This is a genomic window from Pseudomonadota bacterium (assembly GCA_018817425.1).
Lineage (GTDB): Bacteria > Desulfobacterota > Desulfobacteria > Desulfobacterales > RPRI01 > RPRI01.
On sequence record JAHITX010000021.1, the window covers coordinates 1 to 11,374 of the forward strand.

An 11,374-nucleotide genomic window follows, 5' to 3' on the forward strand; every position below is an offset into this window, starting at 1 on the left:
ATCGCTACTTTTGCTTTAAACGTTGCTCCATGATTCCTTCTTAATTTCTTCATTTTACCGCTGCTCCTTTCTATATTTTAAAATCAATTTAGAACAGCTTTACCACTTAAGCAACTGTACAGTTTTTCCCGACCAGCTCTAATGGGGTCTTCTATTTCATTGTGCTTTACATTATTGTTAAAAACTTACACTCTCAAATGTAGCGAAATCCCCCCATTCATATCTTATTATAACTTAATATTCCCACCAACATCCATGCCTATTTAAGGCAAGCCGTCGTGTGTAAATTGAATACCGAATTTATAAATTATTTTCAAAATATCCTCAATCTGTAAGCGATCTGTAAGATCTCTTATAATATTATTTCCTACAACTATAAAAAGCTTCAATAAATCGGCATATTTTTCCTCCCCTTTTTTCCCTCTGATAAAAAGAGAGAAACTTTCTAATCTTTTCAGGGAGGGAGATGAATGAATTTAGTTGATGGTTTGGGAATTTATTTCAAGTTTCGTAATTTATTACAAAACAGAATCGATCAAAGGAATATAGATAAATGCTTACATTTGCAAAGATAATTAGTGCGGTTTCAATGTTGTGGTTTTTGGCATCAGTGGTAGTTGTAATCTTTTCATCTACTGTCCAAGCTGCAAATACATACGATTTATATTTTTACGTTTACGGTATGCCTGGAGCAACACCTATTCAATGTGCAATTACACCAGATATAAATAATGCTAACTCATGGGTGCCAAAAATATCGACATACGTGGACACCAGTCCAAGTGGCGAAACGCTTCTTCCGATCGGTAAATATTCGGAGGGAATGCCGGTGACTTGCGCTATTACAGAAGATAGCGCTTTTATATCCGGATACAAACAATCTTTGTTCGTCACATGGCCTGGACATGGATGCTTGGTGAAAAATCAAGGTAGTTGGTCTCAAATCGCCATAATTGCCAAAGGACCTGGGTGTCCGTGATTCATTTATCAAGCGAATTGGCTATTCAAAAGGTATATAGCATCGCATGTTGGCGCTATCAAGGCTTCTTAGTAAGAAAATTATAAGAGAAGCTAACAAGGCAATTTAACTCGTACAGGTTTCGTCTCTGCATTCCTAAACCTGCTGGTTTTTGCGACGTTCACCAATGTGATCACATACTAAAAGGGCGGGCGCTAATAGAATTAAAAAAAGAATAATAAATATTTGAGATGCGAAACTAATATGTTCCTTAGAATTCTGTCCAACAAACATCCGTGTCGAAAAGGAGACTCCGTCAGATTTTATAAAAATGAAAGCTTATAAAGGAGATTTTTATGGATCCCATCATTATTAGGTCTTTTGAAAGGATTTTGGATTCCCTTATCGGTGGTGTGTCAATTTATTTAGGTTACCGACTTTTTCTTAAATTGCCTGAAAAAACTGACAGCCAAGGCAAAATCATCTTGCCCGGAAATATTTCAATTTTCTTGAGCCGTGTTGGTCCTGGCGTTTTTTTTGCGCTTTTCGGTGCCGCTGTCATTGCACTGTCTCTTCATAATGCAATTCAATACAGCGTTGAACCCAAAAACATGGAAGTCGCTCAGGTATCCCAAGCAAAAATAAATTACCTGGGTGCAACTGAAGGTCGTGCGCATATGGATTCAGCTGAACTCGAACATAAGCGCTCTTTGCTTCGTCCCTCGTTTTTTTGGCTCAATCAACTTCCAAAGAAGATAAATAGTTTCGAAAATAAGGAGAATCGTGTGAATATGCAACTGCAACTGCCAACCGTCAAATTGGAGTTGATTAGTAAGGTTTGGGGACCAGATTGGTGCTCTTTTGAAGCTTTCGAACAATGGGTAAGTCTGGGGGACGAAACAGCTCTGCCAGCTGAATGTCGGCAGGCGAAAGAGCTGTTTTATTATGGGAATGACCAATAACAGGAGTTTTTATCATGCGTAACCGCTTTTTATTTATCATTTTGCTTATACTCGCCTGTGGAGTGCTGCCACTGCATGCATCTTACTTGGAAAAGTTTTATCCGGAAAGCACCCTACAATATTGGCAATCAAGATATCCTAAAAATGTTCGCTGGAATTTTGAGCATCTTCTGATGAAGAATCTTACCCCCAAGGAACGGCAATCCATCGGTTCCTTTGACTTGCAGTTTCCACTCATAGCTTCCGGTCAAAAATCCCCAATAAATTTCTATGCGACCAATCAACCGAGAGGTATAATACTGCCCATTTTGTCCATAAAGCTGTTAGATGATGTGGCCATTGCCTCGGCTTGGCTTTTGTTCAACAGTTACAGCCAAGATACAATTTACAACTATATGAGTATGATGAAATACAAAAACCCACAGACATTTCCGGGGAAAAAGTTTCCTCCCCCGCTGGAAGCGCTTCAAATACCAAACGACGCACTAAATGATGAACGCGTTGATTCCCTTTCTCAAAAAATTCTAAAATCGGCAATAATCTTTATTATGGCACATGAACTCGGACATCTTTACTATCATCATCCCGGCTATGATATTCCATTGGATCAGGCCCGACAAAATGAACTCCAGGCCGACAATTTTGCGATGGAGCTGATGCGGCGTATTGGTGTTGCACCAATAGGAATCACCCAATTTTTTATGGCTACATTATTTTTATCAAAACATCGTGGGGATTTTACTTCGGATGCGCAATGGGAAAATTATCTTCGCACACAATCCACCCATCCGCTATCTCCAGAACGAATACGCGCACTTTCTTTAAAGCTCAGAACGCATACCACAGATTTTGCCCGAACCGAACCAGATATCCGCAAAGCCGTTGTCCAAATAAATTATATGGCTAACCAACTGGATGCTATTGCTGATATTTTAGCCAATCATGACACTCAAAAAAGTATAGCCCATATCGGCATAACCATGGAATTGGAGTATTTGACGCCCAGGCCGGAAGGCAGCATTGTCCCACAATTAAAAAGTCTAAAATCAGAAAGCCCAACAACCGGTCAAGCATTCAGCGGTCAGTACAAAGGGGAATTCACTATCGGCAACAACGCTGGCGTGGAGATATCCATGCGCTTTGAAAGAAGCGGACAAAAGGTAACCGGTACTTATACATATGGTCTGGGCGCTGGAAAAATCAAAGGTATAGTTGAAAATAACCTTTTAAACTTTCAATGGCAAGAAGGCGACTCTTATGGGCAGGGGCTTTTTAAAACCTCGAAGGATGGGGATCAATTTAATGGCACATGGGGTTATAATCAATCGAGCAATAATGGCGGTAATTGGTCTGGCAGGAGATAGCAAAGAGCGACTTAGTCGCGTATGGGGAGAGCTTGGGGATATTCTTTATATATATAGCTTAGAAGCTAACTATTCATATTATCAAGAATATCATCATGATTGCTCTATAGAAAACTATAAAAATAAAGCACCCCTTTAATCCCATAAGCGCTAACTTAAGGCTTGCATTTCAAGATGGAGGTTAAGAATATTGCAAGCAAGGATAGTTAGGGGGAATATGAATGAATTTCATATATCAACGAATTGTTTTGGTAACTGAAGTTACAACACAAAAATATAAACCGTAGATACGATGAGAGGATTGTTGCTTTTTTATAATAATACACATGTAAAAAAAGGAGAATAATTATGGTTTTATTATCAAAATTAAAAATATTGTTTTGCCTTATTTTTTTTGTGTTCTTTGTCTTTGAAGGGCAGGCCAAAAGTGCACCGGTGTGGGTTGATGGTAAATCCATGAGCATAACACATAACTATGACGGAAGTATGCAAATCCAGGGAAGCCATGCCGTTATCGCCGAATTATCATCATCAGGTTCTATTTTGTTTTCAGGATACATGGAATTTGATTTAGATGACATACCTTCTATCCCAAACTTGGGATATACATTACACCTTATGGATACCGGGGGGAGGACGATTGGAAATTCTACAACAACGATATCTTATTACAATGGAGATGGTGTCATTACACTTGATGATTACTCTGGAGCCACTCTTGGCGTCCTTACTCAGCTTACACGGCCGTATCTGGGCGGACCTACTTATCTTGATGTGACTGACTTGGTGAAATATTTTCTGGATAATGGCTACGATTACCTTGGTTTGAAATTTATACCGGTAACCGGAGGTGATGCATTTGGGTTTGTAGAATATGGGGTATATCCGGAATGGAGGTCAGGATTGATGTATGACATCTCCAGTGTTCCGATCCCTGGAGCTTTTTGGCTCTTCGGCTCAGGTTTGATTGGTCTATTAAACCTGAGAAGAATATTCAGCAATAACCGATAATATGGGCTAATAAATAAGGTTAAAGGAGGAAAATATGAAAGGGTTATATTCCATAGTTAAAATGAAAATTATTCTGATAATGGTTTTATTATCAAGCTGTATTTTTCTGTCGGCAGTTTACTCCCATGCAGCAGACAAATACTGGATCGGAGGTTCAAGCTGGTGGGATTACGGCACAAACTGGAATCCAGCCGGGCAACCGATAAATGGGGATAATGTCTACCTGACCCAGTCGGATGCGACCGACAGAATTGTATATTATTATAATACGGCATATCCTTCGGCAGTTCTGAATAGTTTGAGAATTGACGCAACAGGGACAGGCACAATGACTCTTAAGACTGGTCTTGACCATCCTTTAGCATCTAATTATGAATATGTGGGCTATAACGGTACCGGCTTTTTTATTCAAAATAACGGCTCCAATTCAATAACGCATGATCTCCACCTCGGTGTTGGTTCAAGCAGCTTTGGTACATATGAACTGAATGAAGGTTCCCTGTCGGCAAATAAGAGCTATATAGGCAATTCCGGTACCGGTACTTTTAACCAGAGCGGCGGTAGCCATACAGTGGCAGATAGTCTCTATCTCGCCAACGGCGCTACCGCCACAGGCACATACAATCTTAGCGGCAGCGGTTCCCTATCGGTAAATAAGAACTATATAGGCGATTCCGGTACCGGAACTTTTAATCATAGCGGCGGTAGCCATACAGTGGCAGACAGTCTCTATCTCGGCAAAGACACTATCGCCACAGGCACATACAACCTTAGCGGCAGCGGTTCACTCTCTGCAAATACTGAATATCTGGGCTATAACGGTACCGGCTTTTTTATTCAAAATACCGGCTCCAATACAGTAACATATAATCTCTATATCGGTGATGGCCTAAGCAGCTTTGGTACATATGAACTGAATGGGGGTTCCCTGTCGGCAAATAAGATCTATATAGGCAATTACGGTACCGGAACTTTTAATCATAGCGGTGGTACCAATACGGTGGCAGATATTCTTAATCTCGGCAACAACAATGATATCAACATTAACGCCACAGGCACATACAATCTTAGCGGCAGCGGTTCACTCTTTGCAAATACCGAAAATATAGGTGGAGGAGGTAGCGGCACTTTCAATCAGAGTGGCGGTACAAATACGGTGGCAAATATTCTCAATATCAACAGCTATTCCAGCGAAGGTGGCACATACGAACTTAGCGACGGCTCTCTGAACGCAACCAATGAAAAGATAGGCCTTTATGCTAAAGGCACTTTTAAACAGAGCGGTGGTACAAATACTACAAATGATTTAAAAATCGGCCTTCACTCCAGCGACGGCTCAGTTGAGCACAGCGGAGTTGGTACATACATACTTAGCAACGGCTCTCTGAACGCTATCAATGAAACCATAGGTTACCAGGGTATCGGTACCTTCATCCAAAGTGGTGGCACAAACACAGTTGCAAATGATCTTATTATTGCAATATATTCTGCTATTTTGGGGAAATATGTCATATCCGGTGGAATACTTGAGGCAGGCTCGATTAAGAATAATGATGAATTTGAAATGTCCGGCGGAACAGTGAATTCTTCGATTGATAACAAAGGCACATTTTCATATACCGCAGGGGATCTTAATGGGCAGTTGGTAAATGACGGCTCTGCCTATTTAAACGGCGATTTTTACGCCTCAAACGGCATGATAAATAACAACCTCGTTTCAACCGGCACGGGCAGTTTTCTAATCCTTAACGGATATGGTCTGGAAAATAACGGCACTATGTATCTATATGGAACTTTGTTTGGAAACGGCCCTCAGGTAAACAACGGCCAGATGTATGTTAATGGCAGAATCGGGGGCAACGGTGGATTTACCAACAATGCTATCTTAACTCAAGGCAGCGGCAATATTATTTTGAATAATACCGGGACAAATGCCAATAAGGGTTTGATGACGCTTGCAAACGGTTATAAGCTACAGCTTGACGGCGGTGATCTTACAAACAGCGGGAGTCTGAATTTAAATGATGCGATTGTTAACGGCGCAGCTACTTTAAATAATACATATGGCGGTACGGTATCAGGCCAGGGCATAATCTTGAGCGGATTCAACAACAACGGAGGTCGCCTACTGGTTGACAGCAGCACTACTGTTTCAAAGAGCTTTAACAACAGCGGCTCCATCCAGCTTGCCAGCAATATATCAAACCTTGCAGGGGGAGCAATTACTAATACAGGCAGCATTCAGGGTGTGGGGCAGATCGGCAACAACGTGACAAATAGCGGCACAATCGAAGCAATGGGCGGAACGCTGACAATGGGAGGCACTATAAGCAATACTTCAAGTGGTTTGATAACCGCATCAACAGGCAATAAGCTTCTTATGTCAAGAGGTTTAACAAGCAATGATGGTGTTATAAATCTTACCGGCGGCATATTTGACAACAACAATCACACTATGACCAATTCCAATCAGATGTCCGGTTACGGCACATTCCGGACGGGCGGTTTGAACAATCAAGGAATCATAACACTGACAGGCGGAACTACCACAGTTAACGGCGGTGTTACTAATCAGGCGGCCGGAAAAATTGAAGTGGCCTATAACCCTGCTATCTTTACAGGCGATGTCATCAACAACGGTTTTTTCAAAACCACCGACACCACCGTGAAATTTGCCGGATCATACACGGAAAACGGCATTTTTCTCAGTGACCCATCAAATAATTATTTTTATGACTGGATTATCGGCGAAACAGGCCGTGTAATCGGCGGGGTCGGTGATAATTTCTTTGTTTTGAGAAACTTTATAAACAACAGCTTTCAAAATAGTTTATGGGATACGGACGAAGCCGCTTTGATACTTAACGGCATTGGCCAGGAGATGTATCTGGCAGGAGCCGATTACGGCGCTTTACCTTCGGGATACGATGATAACTTCGCATGGGGCAGTTTCACTTTAAGATCAAACGTAACGCTTAGTATCTTTGACGGAAACTCTACAGATGGTGCGGCTCTTTACGTGGGAGTGTTCGGATTGGAAGGCGGCCTGGATCAGTTGTTAAAAATCTACAGTGACTATAATATATACTATAAACCAACCCTTGCCGGCAATGACTGGCTTGGCGGACTGACTTATAATTTCAATGGTAACGGCGTTCTTGCCCCTGCATCATCGGTTCCTATTCCAAGTGGATTACTACTGCTTGCAAGCGGTTTGTTAGGACTTATATCTGTAAAGAGAAGGGGCAAAACAGATAAATGTAAAGATTCTCGATTCCGGAACAGTTTTCTTTATAAGAACATTTAAACATATAAGTAAGATGAAACGTACCAAGAATTGCCCCCTTCAAGGGGGCTTACTAAGAACATACGCTCGCAGATGGAGTTTTACTGATACAGAGTGGAATCGCTCAATATTCGGTTACCATGGGCAGGTTCTGTTTATAGTTTGACACCCGCTGTAGCCAGTGATATAAATTGACTTAAAGACATGGGCTTAAAAAACCCTTAACTATTAAGGCACATAGTTGCCTGGAGGAGCGTATGTTTGGACTTGGAATGCAGGAACTTATAATAATACTGGTTATAGTTCTCATTATTTTTGGAGCAGGTAAACTTCCTGACATAGGAGCGGGACTGGGAAAAGCCATAAAAAACTTTAAATCAGCCACTTCCGATGTTGAAAAAAAAGAGCACGACAAAATAGATGAGAATAAAAAAGCCTGACAAATTCTTCAATCTCTAATTCAACCGATAAAAAACAGCCTCTTAAAAAAACTGCTTTACCTGCCAAATTATATAAAGTATGCAGTTGAACAAGCTTTTTCTAACCCACAAAGACTTATTTAATTTCAACCAACCGTTATAGCAAATAAAACAAATAATTATGCCATATAAGGGTGCTTTTTTAAGATTTTAAAACGGTATATCATCATCCTGTGCGTTATTATGCATGGGTCCAGGAGCACCACGATCCATGGCATCATTATTATAATCCTTTCTTGAAGAATCACCCGAATCTTTTCTGTCAAGAAATTGCATATCGGAAGATACGATTTCAGTTGTGTATCTTTTATTACCGTCTTTGTCATCCCAGGCCCTTGTCTGAAGCCGGCCTTCAATATAAACCTGTTTTCCTTTAGAAAGATACTCTCCGCATATTTCACCGAGCTTTCCAAAAGCTACTATACGATGCCATTCGGTACGTTCTTTTTTTTCACCGCTTGCCTTATCTTTCCAATCTTCAGATGTTGCAATAGTGAAATTAGCAATTGCAACTCCTGCATTTGTATAACGGATCTCCGGATCTTTACCAAGCCTACCGATTAACATTACTTTGTTTAAACCTGACATCTTTTATCTCCCTGTGTAATATGTTTGTTTATAATACGAGGCCATTGAAGACGTACCAGAGTATCAATACATAAAATACATCATACCTGTCAACCGTATTAAATTCCCCAAATCCAACGCCTAAAAATGATATGGACATTTTGGTCGTTGGAGTTGACGTTTTTTCAACAATTTCATAAAAAGAAAACCTGACTGCTTTCATTCTCTTTGCTATTCAAAAATCTCCAATTGCCAGCTTCTTTATCATTACATTCAGATTAATCGCTAATATCATGATCCTCCACACCATGCAGCATTATATATCGGTTTCCATTCCGACTCCTCTATTTGTTCAAAAGCTTTTTTAAATTCTTTTGTTACATTACAACCTATGGCAAATTCTATCACGCCAAATTGACTATTCTCTCCGGTCGAGCAATATCTCAGTAAATCATGCTGATAACAGGCTGTGTCTGAACTTACTCTGACTGTCTGTACCTGCTCAGGCAAACAGCCCAAAGCATCCTTAAAAACCCTAAGCTGTTGGAAACCTGCCGGCACATTGCCATCTCTAAATTCTGTATGCAAAATAATACCCTGTTCAAACCACCATGTATTCAATGGTTGATAGGCTTTGAATCCTTTGTAACTGAATAACGCGTCAATCTTATTTGTAGATACAAGCGTAGCATCCATATCAATGGTCGCTGTACTCCCGGAATTTTGAAAACCTGAAAATGCTGTCCGTTCTTTGTTGATTTCCACGAAACCTTACAAATGCACGTTTGGCACTGGAATAAAAGCTTTACCCGGTTGCCTCTGTTCTTCCTGGTTACTATCATGAAATGCTGCCAGATAACGAAATATTGATGACGGAGGAGGAGCTGTACGTGTTTTCTCTTTACGCCAGCAACGCAATAATGTTCTTCTGACTTTTCGCGTAACCCTATTACCCTGGCCAAATCCAGATACACGGGAAGGCCGGCCAGTGCCGTCTTTCCTGTTGTGTTTTTTTAAGTTTCATACTTGAAAGGAAGAATCCCTTGTGCCATAATAATCACACCTTGTTGATGATAGTTTTTTTATCCAAAATTAATCTATCACCCTGATTTTACAGGGTCAACGAGGTTTTTTATTTTTTTGATGGTTAATCAGGGTTTAACACTCAAACTTGACTCCTCTTTTAATTATGTTAAGAAAAACTTACCATCGGTCTTGAATTGACCATTGCATTTTAAATAACCCTGAAATCAACTTATAGCTAACTCTATGGATTACATGTCTATTATAATTTTAATATTAGGAATAATACTTGTTGTAGCCGGTTTGGTTGGTCTCATCCTCCCCATACTTCCGGGTCCTGCTTTGATATGTGCCGGTCTTATCTTTGCCGAATGGGCAGGCAATTTTTCACACATGGGCAGTGTAACTGTAATTATTTTAATTGCTCTTGCCATTCTGGCTCACACATTAGACTTTATTGCAGCATCGTTTGGTGTTAAAAAATTTGGAGCAAGTCGTTGGGCATCTGTTGGTGCTTTTGTTGGCGGAGTGGTGGGCCTTTTTTTCGGATTGGTCGGTGTTTTTATAGGACCTTTTGTCGGAGCATTTATTGCGGAATTAATAGCAAGAAATCGTATTGAACCCGCTTTTCGTGCAGGTATTGGCTCCTGGGTGGGAATACTTCTTGGTTCAGTTGCTAAAGTTGCGCTTGGATTTGCAATGATAGGAATATATATTATTGCCCGCTTTTTTTAGAAGTACTACTGTTTTTTAAAAAGTCCTGCCTGGCGTTTTATCCTAAGTAGTCCTGGGCTTTTATTAAGATACATAAGAGTTGATGAACAACCCGCTTCTATAAAGATTGATTCAATCTGATCAAAAAGAACTATTTTATCCGGCCAGGTAAAGTCTTTTTGCTTTTTTTTAAAATTCTCCCAAAGCTTTTGCGCAGATGGGTTTTTTCCAAATACTTCTGCTATCGCTTTATCACATAAGAACATTTGACATACAATGGGTTTGACCCGCCACACACAACCTTCCGGAGCCAGATAGACGCATTTGTACTTTGTGTTGGGCTTTTTGATCAGAGTTTCAATATTATCCAGTTCAGCTTTACTCGTACTTAAAGCATTTATCACTACATCGGCAAAAAAGGTTATTATTCCGTCTTTTGAACAGCAGGCGCTCAACCTGTTTTGATAACAACTCAAGTTGCAAATTTCGGAAAAGTGGTCGGATAAAAATATATCTGTTTGACTTCGAAACAAGAGATATTCTTTAAGGGGTACTTCCAGTGTTTGAAGTAATTCGGTTTTCAACTCCGCCATGTGGCAACTAATTATCTGAAGTGCTTCTATTTGTTCTTTTTGATAGCTGTTCATCTAGTTTTTACATAACCATAAAATGTTGATTATCAATTGACATCCTAATATCATTTATTATATAAGATGTTGTCGATAATACAGATTCCTACTTATTCAACTAACGGTTTTAATATTAGACCGTTTAATAAGAAATAAGGCAACAAAATTTCCGGCTTAACCTTTGTTTTTCTGCGTATATATTTTTCATAATCGATATTGAATTATCGTCTTAAAGTTAAAAAGGAGCTCGTAGATTGCTTCGCAAATTAACCAAAGGGATAAACTGAAGGCGTGGAAGGGAGAGATATGATACACCAAGAGAAAGCGATGTGTTCTGAAAAGAAGACCGGTTTTCCATTGGTGTTTAATACCCGCAAAGGA

10 protein-coding genes are annotated in these 11,374 nt (G+C 40.1%); 7 read left to right on the plus strand and 3 right to left on the minus strand.

The genetic code is table 11. From position 1 onward, the window contains the following. Window positions 1-553 precede the first annotated feature (553 nt). From KKC46_04745 to tatA, 6 genes are all read left to right on the plus strand, one after another. A complete protein-coding gene (locus KKC46_04745; protein MBU1053124.1) occupies window positions 554-979 on the plus strand; it encodes a hypothetical protein in 426 nt (141 codons plus the stop codon). A 335-nt stretch (window positions 980-1,314) separates the two neighbouring features. Further along, a complete protein-coding gene (locus tag KKC46_04750; GenBank protein ID MBU1053125.1) occupies window positions 1,315-1,920 on the plus strand; it encodes a hypothetical protein in 606 nt (201 codons plus the stop codon). 14 nt (window positions 1,921-1,934) lie between these two features. Further along, window positions 1,935-3,284 carry a M48 family metalloprotease gene (locus tag KKC46_04755; protein MBU1053126.1) on the plus strand — a complete coding sequence of 450 codons (1,350 nt, stop codon included), beginning with the start codon at window positions 1,935-1,937 and terminating at the stop codon, window positions 3,282-3,284. A 348-nt stretch (window positions 3,285-3,632) separates the two neighbouring features. Next, window positions 3,633-4,295 (plus strand): hypothetical protein, encoded by a 663-nt coding sequence (locus KKC46_04760; GenBank protein MBU1053127.1) that lies wholly within the window; start codon window positions 3,633-3,635, stop codon window positions 4,293-4,295. A gap of 34 nt (window positions 4,296-4,329) precedes the next feature. Next, the gene (locus KKC46_04765; GenBank protein ID MBU1053128.1) at window positions 4,330-7,602 is read left to right on the plus strand and encodes a hypothetical protein; all 3,273 of its coding nucleotides are present in this window, start codon (window positions 4,330-4,332) and stop codon (window positions 7,600-7,602) included. A 236-nt stretch (window positions 7,603-7,838) separates the two neighbouring features. Then, a complete protein-coding gene (tatA, locus tag KKC46_04770; GenBank protein MBU1053129.1) occupies window positions 7,839-8,021 on the plus strand; it encodes a twin-arginine translocase TatA/TatE family subunit in 183 nt (60 codons plus the stop codon). Window positions 8,022-8,210: 189 nt separating this feature from the next. On the opposite strand, the gene ssb is transcribed toward tatA, so the two are convergent. Together ssb and KKC46_04780 are read right to left on the minus strand one after the other, a co-directional pair. Next, window positions 8,211-8,648, minus strand: a complete 438-nt coding sequence (gene ssb / locus KKC46_04775) for a single-stranded DNA-binding protein (GenBank protein ID MBU1053130.1) — start codon at window positions 8,646-8,648, stop codon at window positions 8,211-8,213. A 270-nt stretch (window positions 8,649-8,918) separates the two neighbouring features. Then, window positions 8,919-9,392, minus strand: a complete 474-nt coding sequence (locus tag KKC46_04780) for a transposase (protein MBU1053131.1) — start codon at window positions 9,390-9,392, stop codon at window positions 8,919-8,921. Window positions 9,393-9,905: 513 nt separating this feature from the next. Here KKC46_04780 and KKC46_04785 point away from each other — a divergent pair. Beyond that, complete coding sequence (locus KKC46_04785) at window positions 9,906-10,385, plus strand: DUF456 domain-containing protein (protein MBU1053132.1); 480 nt, start codon at window positions 9,906-9,908, stop codon at window positions 10,383-10,385. A 5-nt stretch (window positions 10,386-10,390) separates the two neighbouring features. On the opposite strand, the gene KKC46_04790 is transcribed toward KKC46_04785, so the two are convergent. Next, a complete protein-coding gene (locus tag KKC46_04790; protein MBU1053133.1) occupies window positions 10,391-11,011 on the minus strand; it encodes a hypothetical protein in 621 nt (206 codons plus the stop codon). Window positions 11,012-11,374: the final 363 nt, after the last annotated feature.

What these genes read in the sequence shown, in the direction of transcription:
- KKC46_04745 (MBU1053124.1), top strand. Translation starts at nt 554, where the DNA reads ATGCTTACATTTGCAAAGATAATTAGTGCGGTTTCAATGTTGTGGTTT.
- KKC46_04750 (MBU1053125.1), top strand. Translation starts at nt 1,315, where the DNA reads ATGGATCCCATCATTATTAGGTCTTTTGAAAGGATTTTGGATTCCCTT.
- KKC46_04755 (MBU1053126.1), top strand. Translation starts at nt 1,935, where the DNA reads ATGCGTAACCGCTTTTTATTTATCATTTTGCTTATACTCGCCTGTGGA.
- KKC46_04760 (MBU1053127.1), top strand. Translation starts at nt 3,633, where the DNA reads ATGGTTTTATTATCAAAATTAAAAATATTGTTTTGCCTTATTTTTTTT.
- KKC46_04765 (MBU1053128.1), top strand. Translation starts at nt 4,330, where the DNA reads ATGAAAGGGTTATATTCCATAGTTAAAATGAAAATTATTCTGATAATG.
- tatA (MBU1053129.1), top strand. Translation starts at nt 7,839, where the DNA reads ATGTTTGGACTTGGAATGCAGGAACTTATAATAATACTGGTTATAGTT.
- ssb (MBU1053130.1), bottom strand. Translation starts at nt 8,648, where the DNA reads ATGTCAGGTTTAAACAAAGTAATGTTAATCGGTAGGCTTGGTAAAGAT.
- KKC46_04785 (MBU1053132.1), top strand. Translation starts at nt 9,906, where the DNA reads ATGTCTATTATAATTTTAATATTAGGAATAATACTTGTTGTAGCCGGT.
- KKC46_04790 (MBU1053133.1), bottom strand. Translation starts at nt 11,011, where the DNA reads ATGAACAGCTATCAAAAAGAACAAATAGAAGCACTTCAGATAATTAGT.